This is a genomic window from Sphingobacterium haloxyli (assembly GCF_002980525.1).
In the GTDB taxonomy this organism is placed as follows: Bacteria; Bacteroidota; Bacteroidia; order Sphingobacteriales; family Sphingobacteriaceae; genus Sphingobacterium; species Sphingobacterium haloxyli.
The window spans coordinates 155,147-176,174 of sequence record NZ_PVBQ01000008.1 but is presented as its reverse complement, the minus strand read 5'-3'; the positions used below and the strand labels follow the sequence as shown (position 1 = coordinate 176,174).

Sequence of the window (21,028 nt, the reverse complement as noted above, 5' to 3'; positions counted from 1 at the left end):
GGGTACTTAAATTAAAGCGATATAATGAAGATATTGTATGCAGTTCAAGGAACGGGTAATGGTCATCTATGTAGAGCGTTGGACATTATTCCAATATTGCAGACACTAGGGGAAGTAGATGTGCTGGTTAGCGGCATCCAGGCAGATATAGAGTTGCCATTTCCGGTCAAATATCGTCTGCACGGTTTAAGTTTTATCTTTGGAAAATCGGGAGGCGTAGATTTGTGGCGAACGTTTATGAGTTCTACCGTTCGACGGTTTATCAAAGAGATCAATAGCCTGCCTGTTGAAAAGTACGATCTCATCATAAATGATTTCGAACCGATTTCTGCTTGGGCTTGCCAAACCCGGGAAATTCCGTGTATCGGTTTAAGTCATCAAATAGGTGCATTACACCCCGCGAGTCCTAAACCAGAGGAAACCGATATGTTGGGTAAGTTTATCATGAAGAACTATGCTCCTTCAAATATTGCGTACGGATTTCATTTTAAATCGTACCATGACCATATCTACACGCCTGTAATTCGGGAGTCTGTTCGCCAGCTTGACCCAAAGGACGACGGGCACTATACCGTTTATTTGCCTGCATACGATGACGCGCATTTGCTGAAAAACCTTTCTAAGTTTCCGGATGTAAAATGGGACGTCTACTCCAAGCATAATAAAAAGAAGTTTACGGTGAAGAATGTGACCATTAATCCCATAAGAAGCGATACCTTTGTGAGCAGTATGGCGAATGCCTCAGGTGTATTGTGCGGCGCTGGATTCGAAACGCCTGCAGAGGCGCTGTTTTTGGAAAAGAAATTGTTGGTAGTACCCATGAAAAATCAGTACGAACAACATTTAAATGCCGCGGCTTTGGAGCAAATGGGCGTTCCAGTAATCGGTAGTTTAAAGAAGAAGTTTGACTACGCTATCGAGGCATGGTTGAACAGTAAGATTAAAGTCACGGTTGACTATCCTGATTTGACGAGAGAAATTGTGACGAATATAGTAGAAAAACATAAATAATGAATATAAAGCAGATTGGTTTTGCCGCGCTGGCAACGACATTTACGAGTGTGCTGACACAAGCACAGGTCTTAGAAACAAATACAGATTCTGTCTCCTACGCATTGGGTAAAGATGTGGGGTCTTCGCTTACCAGCAGCGGTATAACCCTTAGTTCGGAAAGCTTTTTACGAGGTGTACAAGATGCTATAGCGGGAAACGAAGGATTAATCGGTGAAGAGGAAGGAATACGCATGATTAAGACTGCGTTTGCAAACGCTGCTGAGGAGAGAATTGATGGATTTAAGAAAGAGGAAACGGCATTTTTTGACACAATTAAGCAAAAGTCTGGCGTTCGGTACTTTGACGACGGACTTTATTATGAAGTGATTCAAGAGGGAAGTGGAGCGAAACCAACACGAGATGACGAAGTAACGGTACATTATAAAGGCGTGTTAGCGAACGGAAAGGTTTTTGACAACTCCTATGAGCGCGGAGAACCTTTAGATATTGATCTGGCTAACGTTATTCGAGGATGGCAGCTGGGTATTCCGTTGATGTCAAGCGGGGCGAAGTACAGATTGTATATCCCCTCTACATTGGGATATGGTGAACGGGGGGCCGGGGCAGACATACCTCCCTACAGTCCGCTGATTTTTGAAATTGAATTAATAGGAATAAAGAGTCAGGAAACGGTAATGTAATCGTGCATTGTGCACACCCCAAATTCAATAATAGTAAAAAATGACAGCGTTAACGAAATTAGGTCATTCAGAACTAAAAATAGCAACCATTGGTTTAGGGACAATGTCGCTTAAATACGGCGCTACAAAACAAAACACAGAAGTTTTGCAGCGCGCCTTTGAATTGGGTATCAATTATTTCGATACGGCCGACCTGTATGAGCGTGGTATGAACGAAGATATGATCGGTCAAGTGTTGGCGCCCATGCGTGACAAAGTTATTTTAGCGACCAAAGTGGGCAATCAATGGCGCTCGGACGGTAGCGCATGGGATTGGAAAGCCTCTAAGTCGTACATTATCAAAGCGGTAGATGCTTCATTGACCCGACTTAGCACCGATTATATTGATTTATATCAATTGCATGGCGGGACAATGGACGATCCTATCGATGAAATTATTGAAGCGTTCGAGCAATTGGTGAAAGACGGTAAAATTCGCTACTACGGGCTTTCTTCTATACGTCCAAACGTGATCAGGGAATATGCTACTAAGTCTAATATTACTAGTGTCATGATGCAATATAACTTATTGGATCGGCGACCGGAGGAAATCTTCCCTATATTAAAGAGCAAAAATATTTCCGTCATCAGCCGTGGGGCACTGACACAAGGGGTGTTGATTGATAAACCTGCTAGGAGCTATTTACAATTGACTTCGGGAGAGGTGGGACACGCACGACGTAACGTGGAAAAACTGGCGTCATCGTTAAAGGTAAGTAAAACACAACTACTATTGGCATACGCTCTTGGTCATCCAGCCGTGGATATCGCTGCGGTAGGGGTGCGTACGTTGGCACAACTAAATGACTTGAAAGAAGTGCTAGAACGACCAGTCGTATTGGCTGAAAAGGACCGTGCAGTGCTGGAGCAGGGTATTCGTAAGTTGCAGTATACGGAGCATTTGTAAAAGGAAAAGACGCCCATCTGGACGTCTCTGCAGTATTGTATTCAATCCTATCTTTTCGGTTTTGAATTACGAAAGGATAAATTGTACTTCGGCGTAGAATTTTACCTCTTCGCTGACCATAACACCACCTGTCTCTAGCGCGGTGTTCCATGTTAATCCAAAATCCGGACGGTTGATTTTGCCATAAACAGTGTACCCCACTTTTTGGTTGCCCCAAGGGTCTTTTGCGGATCCACCATATTTCGCAGTAAACACGGCAGTTTTAGTAATATCCTTAATCGTCAAATCACCTGCTAAATCAAACTCGTCGTCAGCTATTTTTGTAATCTTAGTTGTCCGGAAGTTTATACTAGGATAGGTATTGGCATCGAAAAATTCAGCACTTCGTAGATGCTCATCCCGCGACTCACTTTTGGTATTGATCGATGCAGTTCTTATTTCGACAGTGACGAGGGCTTGGGATAAATCTTTGGGACTACCATCTACTTTAACGTCAAAATCTAGAAAAACTCCTTTGACGTTGGATATCATCATATGTTTTACTTTGAATTCAAGCTCGCTATGCGCTTTGTCTAAATTCCATTCGGCCATAAATCTATTTTTTGTTTTTTATTACTGTATTTAAGCAATACAAATATCATTCGAATATTGTTTGTACTCATTGATATATGTTAAGAAACTTAACAAGTTTAGAACAACGATGTCTGTCCCGAATCCTCGAGATTAACGTCGTCAGGATTTGTGATCTCGAAGCCTACGTTATCACTCTGATCGTCCTGTGCAACAGCCGCCTCTTTATTTTTTTCTGCCGTAGCCATATTGTCTGCATTATTTTGTTTTACAGTGTCTTCGATGGTTTCTGTTTCAGCTGTATCCGTTGAAGAAAGCGTGTGGTCACCTGCTTTCTGTTCTGCTTTTTCGGTAAGATCGACTTCTTCGGTAAGCAATTTAACTTTTCTAACGGTATGGAACGAAAGCCGGTTACCTTGTGCGCGCATGCCTTTGACGTCTATAACCTCGTTCAGCGGCTGTTCTAGCGTCTCCGGTGTCTGGGCTTTTCCTTTCAACAAGTCGACACGAACTACGGGTTCCGTACCGTTTGTCAGTAAGATCAGCTTAGAGCCAGGAGCTTCGTTGATAAACGATATGCGTTTGCCTATCGGTTGGTCGTCAAACTTAAACCGTTTTACATAGTATGTTCCCGACTTACCATCTTGATGAACGGCTGTGTACACATGTTCCGACATAAATTTTTCCATCCGCAGGACATTACTGTCAAAGTGGTTACTCAGATCGAAACTAGAGAACTCATAGGAGCCATCTGGATACACCAGCAGTATTTTGTCGTCGCCGTCAAACTCACCTAGATAACGGCCGCGTTCGTCTGCATTCAGACGGCGAAGGACGTCGTCAAACCATATTTTTCGTCCAGCAAGTGTGGAAACACCGGCGTTTTTAAATATCACCTTTTTTATAGGGTATTTGGAAACAATATTCCCTTGGGAGCCCCGTCCCTTGATAGCAATTTCTGCAAAATCAAGATCGAAGCTGAGTTTACGCAATTTCGAATGTGGCTTGAGTTGTATGTTGACAATTTCGGCTTCTCCATTCGGATTCGCCGTAAAGTAAAGAACTTTAGAACCTTTGGTTCCCTTGCTTATGTCATATTCTTTATCGCGTGTTACAGCGGTGACCGCAAAGCGTTTGGTATAGCTCGTTCCAGTCGCACCATCTTTGTAGATAGCATTATAGATGGTACGGTCGTCACCTTTTTTGAAGACGGCGACGTGTATAATGTCCTTTCCAACGAAGACTTTGTCTTGTACTTTCGTTACAGAATACTTGCCATCTGCACGGAAGACTATAATATCGTCAATATCGGAACATTCCGATACAAGTTCGTCTTTGCGCATACCCGTTCCGATAAAGCCTTCCACGCGGTTCACATAAAGTTTGGCATTGGCAAGTGCAACTTGTGAGGCTTCCACTCTGTCGAAAATACGGATTTCGGTCTTACGCTCCCGGCCTTTGGCGTATTTGCTGCGTAGGCGTTCGTACCAATCGATCGTAAATTCAGTTAAGTTTCGCAGGTTCTTTTTAACCACTTTGATATCGTCCTCTAACGCTTTCATCTGCTCGTCTGCTTTCTTCACATCAAAGCGCGTGATACTACTCATCGGTTTATCGATAAGCTTTTTATAATCCTCAGGTGTTATAGCACGGTAAAATTGCGCAAAGAACGGTTCGAAAAGGCTGTTTAATACCTTGACAACCGTTTCGAAGTCACCTGCATTTTCATAATTGGAATGTTTGTACATGCCTTCTTGAATGAAAATCTTAAGCAGTGAGCTGAAAAATATTTTCTCTTGCAATTCATGGAGCTTAATTTCAAGCTCCAGTTTCAAAAGCGCTTTCGTTTGTTTCGTGTTCTCGATCAAGATGTCATTCACACTCATAAAGTGTGGCTTGTTATCGATGATGACACAGGTATTCGGCGAAATCGATGTTTCGCATGCTGTGAAAGCGTAAAGGGCGTCTATCGTTACATCTGGAGAAATGCCCGATGCCAAATGCACAATAATTTCAACATTTTCAGCGGTATTATCTTCGATTTTTTTAATCTTTATCTTACCCTTTTCGTTAGCCGTAACGACACTTTCTATTAGCCCGCCTGTGGTGGAGCCATACGGAATTTCCGTAATCGCTAAGGTTTTTTTATCCCGTTCTTCAATTTTAGCACGAACCCGGATTTTTCCGCCACGCCGTCCTTCATTATAATTGGAGACATCGGCAAAACCGCCCGTCGGGAAATCTGGAAATAAATTAGGACGCTCCCCTTTCAGCACCTGTATAGAACCATCGATCAACTCGATAAAATTGTGAGGCATGATTTTGGTTGCCAGTCCCACTGCGATACCTTCTGCTCCCTGCGCTAATAGGAGAGGGAATTTTACAGGCAAGGTAACGGGTTCCTTGTTTCGGCCGTCATAGCTTAATTGCCATTCGGTCGTATCTGGATTGAACGCCACTTCGTTTGCAAATTTAGACAAGCGGCCCTCAATATAGCGCGGTGCAGCTGCGGAGTCACCGGTAATCGGATCGCCCCAGTTTCCCTGACAATCAATCAGTAAATCTTTCTGTCCGAGCTGTACCATAGCGTCGCCAATGGACGCATCCCCATGGGGGTGGTATTTCATGGTATTTCCGATTACGTTCGCCGCCTTGTTGTAACGCCCGTCGTCCATTTCTTTTAAGGAATGAAGGATACGACGCTGCACCGGTTTAAAGCCATCGTTGATATGCGGTACTGCACGGTCTAGAATAACATAAGAAGCATAATCCAAAAACCAATTTTCGTACAAGCCCGATAGCGGTATCGTTGTCGAACTTAACTCGTGTTCTTGATTTTCTGTGTTTTGATCTGGATTTCCGTCTGCAAAATTTGTGTCTTCGCTCATTTAAATAAAATAGCTTTATTTTGATACAGTTGTTTTACTTTGAAAGTAGGTAAAAGTACGAAAAAACGAATAACCCAAAAAGAAAATTAGTGTTACTATTTGTTCCGTTCATGATGATGACAGAAATTATAGTGGTGTGTATGGCTCGGGTTGCTATTAAAGCAGTGAAAAATTTGCTTCCTTCACATCGCTGGAGTTCGTGCCGATAAACAACTTAAAATCTCCGGGTTCTGCAACAAATTCGAGTTCATTGTTATAGAATTTTAAGTCCTCGACACTAATTTCAAAGGTGACATCCCGACTTTCGCCCTTTTTAAGGAAAATCTTCTGAAAACCTTTAAGCTCCTTCACTGGACGGGTAATGGAACCGACCAGATCGCGAACGTAAAGCTGTACAACTTCCTCGCCATCGTAATGGCCATTATTGGTAACCTTAACGGTGGCGATAATCTTTTCGTCAGCTTTCATGCTGTTTTTGTCTAACTGGATATCGCCGTAAGTAAATGTCGTATAGCTTAAACCATAGCCAAAGGGATATAACGGTTCGTTAGTGACGTCTAGGTAATTAGAACGAAATTTTTCAAACCAAGCTCCTTCTGCCAGCGGACGGCCCGTGTTTTTAGCACTATAATATAAGGGGATTTGACCGACATTCTGGGGAAAGGTAGCGGGTAGTTTCCCCGAAGGATTCACATCGCCAAAGAGGACGTCAGCCACGGCCTTGCCGGTTTCTGTTCCACCAAACCAAACATTTAGTATAGCTGGAACGTGTTCGTTCTCCCATGTTAATGTTAAAGGTCTGCCTGCAAACAAAACCAGCACGACGGGTTTACCTGTTTTTATCAAGGCTTCCAATAATCTTTTTTGCGTGTTCGGAATATTTAAGTCCGTGCGGCTGGAACTCTCGCCACTCATTTCCGAGGACTCGCCAAGTGCCGCCACAATTACATCCGCAGACTCAGTCACTTGGAGCGCTTCGGCAATGATTTCCGCTTCCGGCCGCTCGTCTCTAGGTATCGCGCGGCCGAACATGGTGGCGCGTTCTTGATACGCTGCATCCGATAGGAGGTTGGCACCCAAATGCTGTACGATTTTTACTTTATCACCCAAAGCGGTTTGCATACCTTCCAATAGACTAGGCGTATTCTCTAGGTCGGCGCTTACACTCCAGGTTCCGGGCATATTAGCCCCGGTGTTTGACAACGGTCCGATTAAAGCAACTGTACCATTTTTTTTCAGTGGGAGGGTATTATTTTCATTTTTTAGAAGCACAAATGATTTGCCTGCTATTTCCCGTGCTTTTGCCAAATGCGCTGTCGTGAGGATATCTTTCTTTGCGCGCTCATCATCGCAGTAACGAAAAGGATCGTCAAAAAGTCCCAATTTATATTTGGTTTCCAATATCAATTTGCAAGCTTCATCAATTTCCACTATGGTCACCTTTCCTTCGTTTAGCGATTTCTTTAAGGTAGTAAGAAATCCTTCGCCTACCATGTCCATATGTACACCGGCTTTCAGGGATAATGCAGATACCGTCTGCAAATTGCCCAGGCCGTGATCAATCAGTTCATTGATTGCGGTATAGTCGGTAACAACCATTCCGTTGAATCCCCACTGATTGCGTAAAACGTCGGTCATCAGCCATTTGTTTGCCGTGGCAGGTACGCCATTAATGTCGTTAAAGGATGTCATGACAGTTCCTGCGCCTGCATCGATGGCGGCTTTGTAAGGAGGGAAATACTCGTTGTACATACGGTGCAAGCTCATATCGGTTGTATGGTAATCTCTTCCTGCTTCGGCGGCACCGTAGAGAGCAAAGTGTTTAACACAAGCCATCAAGGTATTGTGAGCTGTTAGGTCGTCGCCTTGATAGCCTTTAACCATCTCTGCTGCGATGCGCGCACTGAGATAGGTGTCTTCACCACTTCCTTCCGATATTCGTCCCCACCGCGGATCTCGGGAAATGTCTACCATGGGCGAGAATGTCCAGTTAAGCCCGTCTGCGCTGGCTTCTACAGCAGCGATACGTGCGGACTCACGGATAAGTTCCATATCCCAAGTGGCAGCCAAACCTAGTGGAATTGGGAACATGGTTTTGTATCCGTGAATGACGTCCATGCCGAAAATAATAGGGATGCCCAAGCGTGATTGTTCAACGGCTAATTCTTGTGCAGCTCTGATTTTGGCCGGTGAAGACATACTAAAGATTCCTCCGATTTCGCCTGCCTTAATTTTGGTTTCTACACCGGTAGATACGACTGATCCCGTAACAGCCTCGCCTCCGGTAACAAGATTCATCTGTCCTATTTTTTCCTCTACCGTCATCTTGCTCATGAGTTCTGAAATGAACTGGTTCATTTTAGTATCGGTTTGGGCATTCACACCTATGCCACAGGTTATCGCGATATTGAGCATCCATATTGCTATTCTTTTCATGTATTTATTTTCTTTATGGGTGAGAGCCTGTCCATATATTTTATTTATTCTATTTCTTGTATGCCGGATAAATCGGAAACGCCATTTTCATTAAATGCTTCTATAGCAAAATAATACGTTTGGTCGGTGTTCAATGATTTTAACACTAGATTGTCGTCTCCGTAGACCATCCAAGAACTGTACAATTTATCCGGTGCGATACCCCATCTGACGTTATAACCTTGAACATTTTGTTGTTTTGCCCAGTTGATGGCAATGTCACGTCTGTCGGGGCGTCTATCTAAACGAAAATTTTTAACTTTTGTGGGCTTTTTCCCTGTCCCTAGACCAAAAACACGAATTTCAGACATTGCTAGGTGCGGGGTAGGGACTTCGATGTTTTTGTATCGCACATAGCGAGTAGATACGGGCGATTCCAGTTCGACATAATCGTTGGGTGTATCGCTAAAGCTCTTACTTTTGTCGATGATAAGGAACCATTTTTCACCGTCAAGAGAGCCTTCGATAGTATATCGATGTCTGAGTCCCTCGATTCTACCGTACATATCGGATTGGTAATCGGCGTAGTTAATTTGTATAGCATACATAGCTGCCTGCTTTTCTAGGTCGATAATAACCCATTGTTTATCATCGTTGCTTTCGGCCAGCCACGATGTTTTGGCTACTTCATCAGTTAATGCTGCTTTATCATAATCTTTCTGCATGGATGATACACTAACAGGTTTATTATAAGACAATAACATCCAACCTCTAAATCGCCCACCCTGATTGGGCACGGAAGGAGCATAACGGGGATAATCGCCAAAATAGGTATCTGTATACATAATTCCGTCTTCATCAAAGAATGTGGGAAACATACATAAGCGTCGTTCCCATGTCATATTGACCGAGTAGTCCATCGTCGCAAAATGCCAGTAATGACCACCGGGCCCTAGTACGGTACTACCGTGCCCTGCACCATTCATATAGCCGCCTGGTTTATACGAAACGGGGTTATGTACTTGATAGGTATAGGGTCCTAGCGGCCGATCGGCTACATATACGCCGTCACCATAAACGTTAAATTGTGTTCCGGGAGCTGCGTACTGCATATAATACTTGCCACGATGCTTCGTAAGCCACGGGCCTTCAATATATCCGCCTAGTACCGTATCCGTGTGATTTTCGCCAAAGCGCTCCCAGCCATGTTTTTCTGGCTCAAGGTTAAAAAGTTCCACAATGACAGAGTCTGCGATAAAACGTTTATTTTTATCTAGCTTGCGTCCTCGGATCGGGAATTTGTTTGATGAACCCCAAAACATATAGGCTTGTCCGTCGTCGTCGATAAATAAGTTGGGATCCTGCAGGTTATTGATAATCCCCGGAACGGCCTTCCAATTACCTTTCTTCGGGTTATCCGTATAAAGCACACTCATGTGTCCGGATGGATTTCCGGTGACATATAACACAGAGTCTTTGTAGTTGTGGGCTGCAGGCGCATTAGACCCTTCGAAGTACCAGTTTTCGGGTGTAACGAAATGCCAGTTTTGCAAATCTGTAGAATGCCAGTAGCCCATCGATCGAGTAACGAACATGTAATACTCGCCTCTGAATTCTACAACAGCGGGGTCAGCACCAGATCGATAGGATATATCGCGGTGCGAATTGTAGATCATGTAAGTGTAATCCAAATTGAGCGGATTGCAATAGGTGTCTGCACGCATTTGCTGCGAGTACGCAGTCGTAAAGAGTGCCATCGAAAATAAAGTTAGGAGCAGCCTCTTTGTTCCTTGGAGTATGTTATTTTTCTTATTTATATTTTTCGTCGACATCATATTTGGTTTGTAGCATTAATAATTCCTGCTTAAGTTGAGGGGTTATTTTTTCGGCTATCTTTGTCCCATAGATATTATTCGTTTCAGTGGGATCCTTCTTCAAATCGTATAATTCCCAAAGATTTTCCTTGGGGAAGTGCATCAATTTATAGCGTTCCATTTTGACGCCGTAGTGCACGCGGACGCTGTGGAATCCAGGATATTCGTAGTAGTGATAATAAAGTGATTTTCGCCAGTTTTTGGGTGTTTTGTTTTCTCGTACAAGCTTTTTGAAAGACAGACCCTGCATATCATTTGGAATATCGATATGGCACATATCCAATAGCGTAGGAGCAAAGTCGATATTTTGTGTCAGGCCGTCTACTTTTGTACCGGGTTGGATGTACCCCGGATGAGCCATCAGCAGTGGCATACAAAACGATTCCTCATACATAAACCGCTTATCGAACCATCCATGTTCGCCGAGGTAAAAGCCTTGGTCGGACGTATAGATGATAATTGTGTTCTTGTCCAATCCGCTGGCTTTGAGGTAATCCATGATTTCTCCCACACTTTCATCTACTGATTTGACCGTGGCAAAATAATCTTGCATATACCGTTGAAATTTCCAGACCGCTTTTTCTTTTTCGGTGCGCTCCGTCGTATAGTAGTCATTGTTACGATCGCTGTAAGCCGAAAAAAAGCGTTCCCGTTCTGCCGTTGTCATAGTCTCTAAAAAGGCATGGGGCCAAGGATCGTATAGTAAAGTTTCTGAATCGATACCGTCCACCATCTTCAGATCGTGTCCTTCGTACATGTCGCGATAAATATTCATTTCCTGTTGTGAAGCGGCATACCGACCTTCGTAGTCATCAAAGTAGGTCTCAGGCACCGGAAAGATCGTGTTTTCATAAAGTTTGTAGTGCCGTTCGGCTGGTACCCAATTGCGATGGGGTGCTTTATGATGCATCATTAAAAAAAATGGTTTGTTTTGATCGCGATTAGCTAACCATTCTTTTGTCAGATCAGTAATTAGATCGGTAACGTAGCCCATACGGCGAACGGTATCCTGTGCAGTGATGAAGTAGGGGTTGTAATAATCTCCCTGGTCGTTCAGTATTTCCCAATGGTCGAAGCCCGTCGGTTTCGAAATGAGATGCCATTTACCTATGACAGCTGTTTGATAACCGTTTTGCTGCAGGATTTTTGGCAGTGTTTCTTGGGTGCCATCGAAACCCTTGTTCCCATTCCGCATAAATCCGTTTTTATGGCTGTGTTTACCCGTTAATATCGCCGCTCGGCTCGGACCACAAATAGAATTGCTACAATAATTATTCACGAATAGGGCACCTTCCTGAGCTATCCGATCGATATGGGGAGTAGGTGCCTTTTGGGAAATAGGATGGCCGTATGCACTGATAGCTTGCTCCGCATGATCGTCGCTCATGATAAATATGACATTCGGACGTTGTTCCAACTTTTGTCCATATATACATAGCGTTGTCATCAGTGTTACGCACAGTGCTATAATAGGTTTTATTTCCGTCTTTTTTAACATGATATAATTAATTTGTGCTGTCGTTAGGGTGTTGAAAACCCTAGCTTTTGTAAACCTTCTTTTACATCCGGTGCACCCATGAAGAGATTCCAGATGAAAGCATCCTTATAGTTCTGAATCATCACGACGATGGGACCTTGATCAATGGCAAGATAACGTTGCGGATACCAATCTTCTGTTTCGCTATAGGCGTCATAAAATCCGTATTTGCCCCATACCTTATCGCCAATGCTATCTTTTAAGTAGCGCATGAAGCTGATGCTTTCCTTTGGCGTATAGGGTATGGAAGAGATCGCTGCCGTAGGGGAGATGACTCCGGTCGGATCATTATCCGGATGGTGAGCATTATAGCCATTGGTCGAATAACTTGCTGTCCAGCCCCAACCTTTGTCGGCCCCGTAACCTTTAAATTGTTTCGGATTGTCCGCTGCATAGGCGATATGGATTTTCGTATGATTGGTCACTACATCCTGATAACTAGCATATTGGTCAGACAATCCATTGGGGTTTAGACCTAAAAACGAATAATGCGACCAGAATAGTGGTCCGACTTCACCTTCTTTGGAGTTGTGTTTTAGTATAGTGGGAATATCGTATTTCGTTACCGATGATTTAATCTTACCCTCGCGGGTCCAACCTTTGTGATACGCGTCTGCTGGAATGGCATGTGTGGGAGACGACGCGCCCAAAATGTAGGCAATCATGCATTCATCGAATCCTTGAATAGCGTGATTCATGCCCCAACCGTGCTTAGGACTCCAGTGCCAGAAAAGCACGTCTTTCCCGTTTCGGTAAAAATCCCAGTTGATGCCCTTCCATAATTCATCGGCTTTAGCCGCCATTTTCTTCTCCTCATCGCTGCCGTTTTTATAAAATTCGCGGATACATACAAGCGCCTGCGCCATAAATGCTGTTTCGACAATATCGCCTCCGTCGTCATTTTCACTAAATGCTTTCGGTTCACCAGTATCACCGAAATACCAATGTGACCAGGCACCTTGGAAGCGTTCGATCGTATCTAAAAAATTCAATGCTTTTTCTATACGTGCCAATCCTTCTTCTTGGGTGACGAATTCATTATGGATTCCCACTAAAATCGCCATGAGCCCGAAACCACTTCCGCCAATAGTGACTACGTTTTGATCGTTTTTAGGATATTCACCGTCGATGTGGATACGCTCTCTGGCTAAACCGGAGTTAGGCTCAGCACCATCCCAGAAATATTGGAACGTTTGTTCTTGGACGAGGTTTATTAAGGAATCGTCGGATAGGGTTTTGTCTGGAATCTCGGTCTCTGCGCTGGTGTCGTTTTCTGTTGTGGTTGGCGAGGTACAATTGATGAACGTTGTACAGAGTGTAGTTATTAAATAAATGTATTTCATTGTCAAATGTTACGAGATGAATTTAAACTTACCAACCTGGATTTTGAGTCATTTCCGGTGTTTGGATGAGCTGCTCATCTGGTACAGGAAAGAGATAATGACGCTCTTGGAAGCGTTTTCCATTGGCTTCCATCGCTTGTGATGCTCGTTTTGTACGAACCAGATCAAACCAGCGGTCGTGTTCAAATGCAAGCTCTAAGCGTCTTTCTTTCCATATCAGTTCCCGAAGCTCTGGCTGATCGGTAGAGGTAACTTCTTCTAAATTTACCCGATCGCGAATGATATTGAGATTTTCGCGAGCTTTGCCTACATCTCCCATTTCGTTTGCGGCTTCTGCCAAAATAAGATATATTTCGCCAAGCCTGAGGTATCGAATATTTTTATCGGTGTCATCTGCTCCAGCATTTGCGGAAGAATATGCTTTTTCGTTATACATGGCGTTTTCCACGTCTTGTCCGACAACCCTGCCGTCGTACAGCGTTTCCCCACGGAAGATAATAGTTGCATCTCGTCGAATCTCATCACCTTCTTCATTGAAGGCATTTAAAAGATTCTGAGACGGTGTATTAAAGCCCCATCCCCAACCATTCTGTCCTCCGCGTGCACCCTGGGTCTGAGAATATTGGTGAACCCCGTGAGCTATTTGCTGTCCCCGGGCTTGAAATTCAAAAAGTGACTCTGGTCCGTTTTCGGTCGATGCCCGCCAGATGGTGGCATAATCCGGCTCCAAAGCATATTCGCCCGAATTAAGCACGGCTTCTGCCATCGATACAGCATCTTGCCATTTTTCCTGATACAGGTATACTTTGGCCAATAATCCTTGAGCAGCTCCTTTGGTCGCACGACCAAGATCTCTTGCTGGATATTCTGACTTCAATGGGAGATGATTGATAGCAAATTGTAAATCGGCTTCTATATATGCATACACTTCGGAAACAGGTTTCCGTTCAATGAGGTCAATTTCTTGAATAGGGATTTCTCCCCAACCTCTTACAAGGAAAAAATAGTTTAATGCGCGTAGAAATCTCGCCTCAGCAATCAACCTGTTTTTTAGTTCTTCATTGGTCATTTCGTAGTCTTCGGTATACTCTATGGCTATAGATGCACGACCAATAGATTTATACCAATGCTCCCAAAGGGAACGAAAAGATGGGGTCGTGACATTAAAGGTCAAATTATCCAGCACATCTTTGTCTGTTCCACTATCGGTGGGAGCGGAGCCTTTGTCGGCATTGTCCGATATGATTTCCGTTATCCCGAGATAGGCAAAACCGTAATTAAAACTGGTAAACATACCGTATACGCCGGTAATAAAACCCTCAGGTTCAAATATTTCATAACCGTCTTCCGCTTCTACTATTTCGTTAGATGGAACGTCTAAAAATTCCTTTGTGCACCCCTGCATCAGCAAACCAGCAGCAAGTAGTAATGTAATATTTAATTTATTGATTTTCATGATAATCCACATTTTATGTTAAAATTGAAGACTGAGACCAAAAAGAAAGTTTCGGGTAGTGGGATAGGCGGATAGCTCGATTCCTGTGGTAGCACTAGGAGCTCCGTCATCTGTTGCAATTTCGGGAGAGAATCCCGAGTATTTTGTAAACATAAACGGATTCTGTGCTGATAAATAGACTCTAAGATTAGAACTATTGGAGTATAACCTCTCAAAAGTATACCCTAAAGTGATGTTGTTAATTCTGAAGTAACTTCCGGACTCTAAATAGTAGCTGGAAGCATAGGAATCGCGTGCCGCACCTGGATGTATATTGGTGGAACCGTTTCCAGTCCAACGTTCCTTAAACGTTTGTTCCGCAATATTTTCGCCGCCATCAATTCGGGTGCCTTTTAATGCATTGTAAATCATATTGCCGGCTACCCCATAACCATAGATCGAAAAATCAATAGCTTTATAGTTGACACCAAGGTTGATACCATAAGTTGAAGTTGGAAGATAAGAACCAAAGAAAACCTTGTCCCTGTTGTCGATCGCGCCGTCCCCATCTTGATCTTTATAACGTAAATGACCCGGAATAGGATCACCATATTTAGCGTTTTCAGCGATTTCTTGCTCGTTCTGCCACACGCCATCAGCTTCCCACATCCACCAGCCATAAATCGGTTGTCCTACACGAAGTTGTTTGGTAATCTGACCATTTGCTAAACTTCCGCCAATCGCCCTATCGTATGCCGGTTCGACTTCCGTAACCTCATTCTCGTTATACGCATAATTAGCGCCGATGTTGTAGGAGAAGTTTTCATTGATAGCCTTATTCCAGTTTACGACCATTTCAATACCTTGATTCAATACTTTACCGCCGTGCGCATAAAAGTTTTGTTGAAAAGGAGATGAAAGAGTAGGTACCACATTCAAAATAACATTGGTATTCAGTTTGTGATAGTAGTCAATTGAGCCCGTCAAATTATTGTTTAGAAATCCAAAATCAAGACCTACTCCTGTTTCGTGTGTTATTTCCCAACCTACAGGTAAGACTGGTGTACCAAAAGCCGCGCCGTAAACTAATTCCTGGCTGGGACCAAACACATAATTGGAAGTATTTTCCGCAGCGCCGCCATCGGTACCCGGCGATGTGATGATTTGGGACACATTAAGCGGAATATCCTGATTTCCTAACATCCCCCAGTTGGTCCTGATTTTCAGGAAGTCCACCCAGGTTGCATCTGCCATAAACGGTTCATTACTAAGGGTCCAGGCAGCCCCAAAGGAAGGGAAAGTCCCCCAATAGTTGCCAGACTCTCTAAATGCGCTTGTACCGTCCCTTCGAATGGTTGCGGTAAAGTAATAGCGGCTGTCATAGTTATATTGTACACGCCCGAAATAGGATGCGAGTGCGCGGGGTGTAAATCTTCTATGGTTAATTGTACGAGGGTAAGGAGAGTTAGGCGCGCTATTAGCAAGGTTAATGCTCCAGTATTGTTCTTTTTCAGGTAAATCATACCCAACACCTTCCATCCTGTTTCCGGCACCAAACCTTTCTCTGGACATCCCTAGAATAGCTTCTAGATTATGAGCGCCAAAGCTTTTCTGAAAAGTAAGGAAGTTTTCCCATACCCATCTGAATGTTTCTTCCTGTTGTACACCAAGTCGGTTATAGGCGTAAGATGCAGATTCCGGATTGTCGGAGCGAAATTGTTCAAACTCGGCTTCCGTACGTGTGGGATGTCCATTTAGCCAGTTGGTTCTAGTATCTGTAAAATTACGTCCTCTGAAATAATATTTAGTGGCTCCAACTCTTGAATTTATCTTCAAATAATCAGTGATTTGAAACTCGCCTTCGAAACCGCCTTGTATAGTTGTGGATTTTTGCATTTCATTATGCATCATTATATCGTAAACTGGGTTGCCGATAGAGTTTAATACGTGGCTCTCGGATCCTGTATAATCCATAAGCCCAGTTGCACCGTTTAATATCGGACGACCGGCACGGCCATTTTCATACCATACTGGTGTAATGGGGGTTTGGCGATAGGCTGAATTAAATGCCCCATTGGGTTTGATGTCATTATCAGTGAATGTTAAATTCAATGTCTGGTGAAACTTTAAGCGCTCGTCTAGGAATTTATAAGTGTTATTGTTTCTTATTGTATTACGGACGAATTTATTGCCGTCGATGATACCATTTTCGGTAAAGTTATTGAAGCTTAAGTAGTAGTCTATGTTCTCAGACCCGCCGGATAAATTAACCGCATTATTGAAGACAGTACCTGCTTTCAATATTTCATCGTACCAATCTGTTTCATAGTGTTGTCCATTTTCTGCGATGGAGTAATCCTGTCCCAACGCTGAGAGGTGTTCATTTACGTATGTCGCAAATTGATTGCCGTTAGCCATTTTGACGCGGTTGAGAACGTTTTTGATTCCGGAATAACTATCGTAGCTAATTTGAAAGAATCCTGCCTTCCCTCTTTTTGTAGTGATAATAATAACACCATTGGCAGCGCGAAGACCGTATATAGATGCCGAAGAAGCATCTTTTAATACATCCATCGATTCAATGTCCGCTGGGTTAATGTTGTTGATGTCTGCAACAGGCATACCGTCAACGATATATAATGGATTTCTTCCTCCTAGGGCGGTACCTAAGCCACGGATAATAACATTTGGAGCAGAACCCGGTGCTTCTGATGCGACAATATTCAGTCCCGCAGCCTTACCCTGCACGGATTGCATGGCGGACATAGCGGGTTGCTTGATGATTTCATCTGCCCCAAGGGAGCTAATGGATCCCGTCAAGTCGGCTTTCTTTTGGGTTCCATAACCAATAACCACAACCTCTTCTAGAGCTTGATCTTCGCTAATCAGGAAAACATCCAATGTTTCTTGGTCACCGACCATAACCGACTGTGGTGTGTAACCAATAAAGCGAAAAGTTAGAGAATCTGCTGGTCCGACTTCGACAGAGAATCGTCCAGCGGCATCTGTCTGGGTCCCTGTTCCATCTGGTTTAGAAATGGTGACTCCCGGAAGACCAATTAAAGACTGGCTGTCTTTTACCGTTCCGGTTACCGTTTTAACCTGCGCATATCCGTAGGATAGGGTGGAGGCTAAAAACAAAAAAAGTATACATAACTTCCTCATAAAACTAGTTTGTTAACGTTTGTAATTATGACACAATAACAGGTTATCGTAACACAGTGTTTATAATCTTAACAAAGATGTGGTGTATTAGTTCTATGGCAAAATAAAGCGGTTTCACATTACTACTTCATTGTTGTATATCTGCTACAAGTTGCATTCTATCTTTATCTATTTGGCTGTAATAAAGGTTGTTAAATCGTGATGGTGCCTGCACATGAATTCGGCGTGGGTGTATGTTGTACACTATTTATTTGTAGTAATAATGACGTAGTTTTTTAGTGTTCGAGTAGGAACTCCGTTAAATTTTTATGCGTTGGAAGCTCAAACTTCTTACGCAAACGGTACCGCCTGACCTCCACGCCCCGGGTAGTTATATTGAGCAAGGACGCAATGTCTTTGCTAGACATGTTGAGCCGAAGATACGCGCATAGTTTTAGATCATTGGGGGATAAGGAAGGGTAATCTGCTTTTAATTTTTTAAAGAAGTTCTCGTGCGATTCATTAAAACTTTTTTCAAATATATCCCAGTCGCGCTCATCACTGCGCGCGTTATCCATAAGTTTGTTTACCTTTTGTAACTGGTCAACCGAGAGTTTATTACCGTTCTTGTCTTTCAGTTTGAAAAGCTCGTCTTGCAGATTGTGCAATAATTCATTTTTGTAGACAATATTAGCAGCGACGTTTGCGAGCTCCCTGCTTTTTTGACTCAATTTTAGTTCCAATTGCTCATTTTTTAACTGCATGAGTTTCTTCTCATTCTGTTCGGCTTCGCGACGTAATAGTTCTTCTTGGCGCCGGCGAAGTTTCTGCCTTAACTGAAGCTTATCCTGTTTTATCTTATCAATAATACGACGTCGCACAATGATGAAGACTATACCCAGACTAATGATGTATAGTAGAAATGCTGGCCATTGCAGATAAAATGGCGCTTTGATGGCGAATGTGACCTGGCTGACACTGGACATCCGTCCGTCAGCGGCTATTGCCCTTACCTTAAACGTGTAGGTTCCCCAAGAAAGATTTGTAAAGTCGATATACGGTATTTCGGAGGAGTTTGACCACTTATTTTGATACCCTTCCAATTGATACTGATATTTCAAGGCGATACTAGAATACCATGGAGAAGAGAATATTACACGGATATTATTGTTTTTGTACGGAATCGATTTCTCGATTTCTAGGTAGCTAACTGAATCACTGCTCATCATGGAAATGTCCTGTAATCCTTTAATGATTGGTCTTTCAATAGCAACGTTATGTCTAAAATACGGATTATAGGCGACAAATCCATTGTCCAATGCGAAAAGAAAACGGTCTGCTGCAAATTCAACATTTTCGTAATCTTTCATGACCATGTTTTCCAGCCCATTAAAAGTGGAAGAATCAATTCGGATAACATTATCTTTCCATTCGACCAAAGCAAACCGGCCGTTATTGATAAAGATATACGTTGTGTCGTCCCGTTGCTTTATCTTGGTTGGATTTGCAAAAGAGCCGAGCGAATGGTTTAAGTCGTCGTACGCAGCGAATTTATCTAGTACCTTATCATAAGTAAAAATGCCCTTATCGGTAGCGAAAATTGTATTGCCCCTAATATCCGCCGGCGTGATCCGTCGGACGTTCGGGAAATCTGCCGTAAAAGAAAAAGTCTTTAAAGTTCGTATGGTTGGTTGCGCTGTAGACAGCTCTAAGAGCCTAATACTATTGTTTAGTACCGCCCAAAATGTCATATTATCCCAAGGGTAAAGTTTGAAGACCGCCTGTTTCGGTTCTTCAAATCTGTGATGTAACTGCCAACCCTGCCGGTCTTCAAATAAAGCGATTCCAGTATAATTTCCTTGGATGAAAAAAGGTGCGTTAGGTCTAAGCTGGATGTTCTGCCAACCACCGGTCCAACGTGATATACGCTCTATTCGATTACCCTTGACTAAAAACGTACCGTCATTATGGCCACAAATGAGCTGGTTATTGAGTATCTCAAGCGACCAAACCTGCCCTTGTGAATCGGGGATAAATCGAAACTGGAGTTGTTGCAGATGGCTGTCTGCCGTCCAAGGGCTATAAAATAAGCCTTGATTGGTTCCAAGGTATATTCGGTCTTGAAACACCTTGATAGCATATACGGTGCCCAACGCTCCGAAGATATCGTTGTAATAATAAAAGGGGGAGTTGATCTCAATTCGATCTACGCCGTTGTCCAATCCTGCCCATAAATTTCCCTGTTTATCCAATACCATGCTGAGTACGGTATTGTTTTGAAGGCCATTGCGTTTGTGGATATGCTGAAGTATTTTCCCCGATTTATCGGCAATGAAAATACCACTTTTTATCGTACCGAATGCAAATGTATTGTCATCTATCTTGACGCCATTATTTATCTGCGCTTCTTTGAGAAGTTGATTTAGTTGGGACTCGGGATGCCAAGGCGAAACTTCTCCATCTTCGGTTAACAGAAAAAGCCCTTCTTTTGCTATTCCGACAAGTATATGGTTTATATCGAAAGGGAGAAACACCAGCACATTATTCAAACGCGTTTTTAAGGGTGTAAAACCGCTGCCTTCCCAAGCATGTAGTCCGCCCGGAATCTTTTCTACCCAAATGCGGTCTCCTGCCTGATGTGCAAAAAGAAAGGGTTCCCCGTTTCCATAGTGCGTTGTTATTTTATTCTCGTGCAAAAGATAAAATTTGGAGAATGATTGAAAGATGACGGAATCACCGACGAAGAGAATTTTCCATATTTCGTCGTTCTGTATAATGTCTGGCTCTACTAAATGGGTCAGCGAATAATACCGCAGCTTGCCCTTCTCTTTCTCAAAATATCCAAATTCCTGTTTGCCTCCAGTGTATATCCTGCCATCTTTCGCTACTTTTACACTTCGCGCGCCCATTTTGTTTTTCAGGGGGTACGTTTCCCAATAAGCCCCATCGAATGCGATGATTCCGTCGCCATTAGCGGTATATATGACGCCATCGGCTCCCTGATCAACACTCCAATTCTGATTTCCAGCCTTATATTGCGATTTGGTATAATTCTGAACATACGGACTTCCAATAGACGAAATATATTGTCCATAACAGCAAACGCCTAGAAGTAAACAAAATAACAAACTTATGGTGCGAATCATCATACAATACCTTTGCAATGACCGCAAGTTACAAAC

12 protein-coding genes are annotated in these 21,028 nt (G+C 43.2%); 3 read left to right on the top strand and 9 right to left on the bottom strand.

All coding sequences use genetic code 11. From position 1 onward, the window contains the following. Positions 1–24: 24 nt before the first annotated feature. From C5745_RS12155 to C5745_RS12145, 3 genes are read left to right on the top strand one after another with little or no spacing between them, the layout of a single operon-like run. The gene (locus C5745_RS12155) at positions 25–1,011 is read left to right on the top strand and encodes a glycosyltransferase family protein (RefSeq protein ID WP_105717278.1); all 987 of its coding nucleotides are present in this window, start codon (positions 25–27) and stop codon (positions 1,009–1,011) included. After that, complete coding sequence (locus tag C5745_RS12150) at positions 1,011–1,694, top strand: FKBP-type peptidyl-prolyl cis-trans isomerase (RefSeq protein ID WP_105717277.1); 684 nt, start codon at positions 1,011–1,013, stop codon at positions 1,692–1,694. Before C5745_RS12155 ends, C5745_RS12150 begins: the two co-directional genes overlap by 1 nt. Before the next feature lie 40 nt (positions 1,695–1,734). Continuing rightward, positions 1,735–2,640 (top strand): aldo/keto reductase, encoded by a 906-nt coding sequence (locus C5745_RS12145; protein ID WP_105717276.1) that lies wholly within the window; start codon positions 1,735–1,737, stop codon positions 2,638–2,640. A 66-nt stretch (positions 2,641–2,706) separates the two neighbouring features. On the opposite strand, the gene C5745_RS12140 is transcribed toward C5745_RS12145, so the two are convergent. From C5745_RS12140 to C5745_RS12100, 9 genes are all read right to left on the bottom strand, one after another. Then, entirely contained in the window at positions 2,707–3,231 is a 525-nt protein-coding gene (locus C5745_RS12140) for a YceI family protein (RefSeq protein ID WP_105717275.1), read from the bottom strand. Between the two features lie 98 nt (positions 3,232–3,329). After that, entirely contained in the window at positions 3,330–6,098 is a 2,769-nt protein-coding gene (locus C5745_RS12135; protein WP_105717274.1) for a DNA gyrase/topoisomerase IV subunit A, read from the bottom strand. Positions 6,099–6,254: 156 nt separating this feature from the next. Next, positions 6,255–8,513: a beta-glucosidase BglX gene (gene bglX, locus C5745_RS12130; RefSeq protein ID WP_243403340.1), complete on the bottom strand. Its 2,259-nt coding sequence runs from the start codon at positions 8,511–8,513 to the stop codon at positions 6,255–6,257. Positions 8,514–8,578: 65 nt separating this feature from the next. After that, the gene (locus C5745_RS12125) at positions 8,579–10,348 is read right to left on the bottom strand and encodes a family 43 glycosylhydrolase (RefSeq protein ID WP_243403332.1); all 1,770 of its coding nucleotides are present in this window, start codon (positions 10,346–10,348) and stop codon (positions 8,579–8,581) included. Then, on the bottom strand, positions 10,323–11,885 hold the full coding sequence (locus C5745_RS12120) for a sulfatase family protein (RefSeq protein ID WP_105717271.1): 1,563 nt from the start codon (positions 11,883–11,885) through the stop codon (positions 10,323–10,325). Before C5745_RS12120 ends, C5745_RS12125 begins: the two co-directional genes overlap by 26 nt. A 23-nt stretch (positions 11,886–11,908) precedes the next feature. Then, complete coding sequence (locus C5745_RS12115) at positions 11,909–13,267, bottom strand: glucoamylase family protein (protein WP_105717270.1); 1,359 nt, start codon at positions 13,265–13,267, stop codon at positions 11,909–11,911. Positions 13,268–13,295: 28 nt separating this feature from the next. Continuing rightward, positions 13,296–14,723 carry a RagB/SusD family nutrient uptake outer membrane protein gene (locus C5745_RS12110; protein WP_105717330.1) on the bottom strand — a complete coding sequence of 476 codons (1,428 nt, stop codon included), beginning with the start codon at positions 14,721–14,723 and terminating at the stop codon, positions 13,296–13,298. Positions 14,724–14,741: 18 nt separating this feature from the next. Beyond that, a complete protein-coding gene (locus tag C5745_RS12105) occupies positions 14,742–17,867 on the bottom strand; it encodes a SusC/RagA family TonB-linked outer membrane protein (protein ID WP_105717269.1) in 3,126 nt (1,041 codons plus the stop codon). A 275-nt stretch (positions 17,868–18,142) separates the two neighbouring features. Next, entirely contained in the window at positions 18,143–20,995 is a 2,853-nt protein-coding gene (locus C5745_RS12100) for a triple tyrosine motif-containing protein (RefSeq protein ID WP_105717268.1), read from the bottom strand. Between the last annotated feature and the right edge of the window lie 33 nt (positions 20,996–21,028).

Excerpts from the sequence above, each read along its gene's own strand:
- bglX (WP_243403340.1), bottom strand. The coding sequence starts at position 8,513 with ATGCTCAATATCGCGATAACCTGTGGCATAGGTGTGAATGCCCAAACC.
- C5745_RS12110 (WP_105717330.1), bottom strand. The coding sequence starts at position 14,723 with ATGAAAATCAATAAATTAAATATTACATTACTACTTGCTGCTGGTTTG.
- C5745_RS12100 (WP_105717268.1), bottom strand. The coding sequence starts at position 20,995 with ATGATGATTCGCACCATAAGTTTGTTATTTTGTTTACTTCTAGGCGTT.
- C5745_RS12125 (WP_243403332.1), bottom strand. The coding sequence starts at position 10,348 with ATGATGTCGACGAAAAATATAAATAAGAAAAATAACATACTCCAAGGA.
- C5745_RS12140 (WP_105717275.1), bottom strand. The coding sequence starts at position 3,231 with ATGGCCGAATGGAATTTAGACAAAGCGCATAGCGAGCTTGAATTCAAA.
- C5745_RS12150 (WP_105717277.1), top strand. The coding sequence starts at position 1,011 with ATGAATATAAAGCAGATTGGTTTTGCCGCGCTGGCAACGACATTTACG.
- C5745_RS12115 (WP_105717270.1), bottom strand. The coding sequence starts at position 13,267 with ATGAAATACATTTATTTAATAACTACACTCTGTACAACGTTCATCAAT.
- C5745_RS12105 (WP_105717269.1), bottom strand. The coding sequence starts at position 17,867 with ATGAGGAAGTTATGTATACTTTTTTTGTTTTTAGCCTCCACCCTATCC.
- C5745_RS12145 (WP_105717276.1), top strand. The coding sequence starts at position 1,735 with ATGACAGCGTTAACGAAATTAGGTCATTCAGAACTAAAAATAGCAACC.
- C5745_RS12135 (WP_105717274.1), bottom strand. The coding sequence starts at position 6,098 with ATGAGCGAAGACACAAATTTTGCAGACGGAAATCCAGATCAAAACACA.
- C5745_RS12120 (WP_105717271.1), bottom strand. The coding sequence starts at position 11,885 with ATGTTAAAAAAGACGGAAATAAAACCTATTATAGCACTGTGCGTAACA.
- C5745_RS12155 (WP_105717278.1), top strand. The coding sequence starts at position 25 with ATGAAGATATTGTATGCAGTTCAAGGAACGGGTAATGGTCATCTATGT.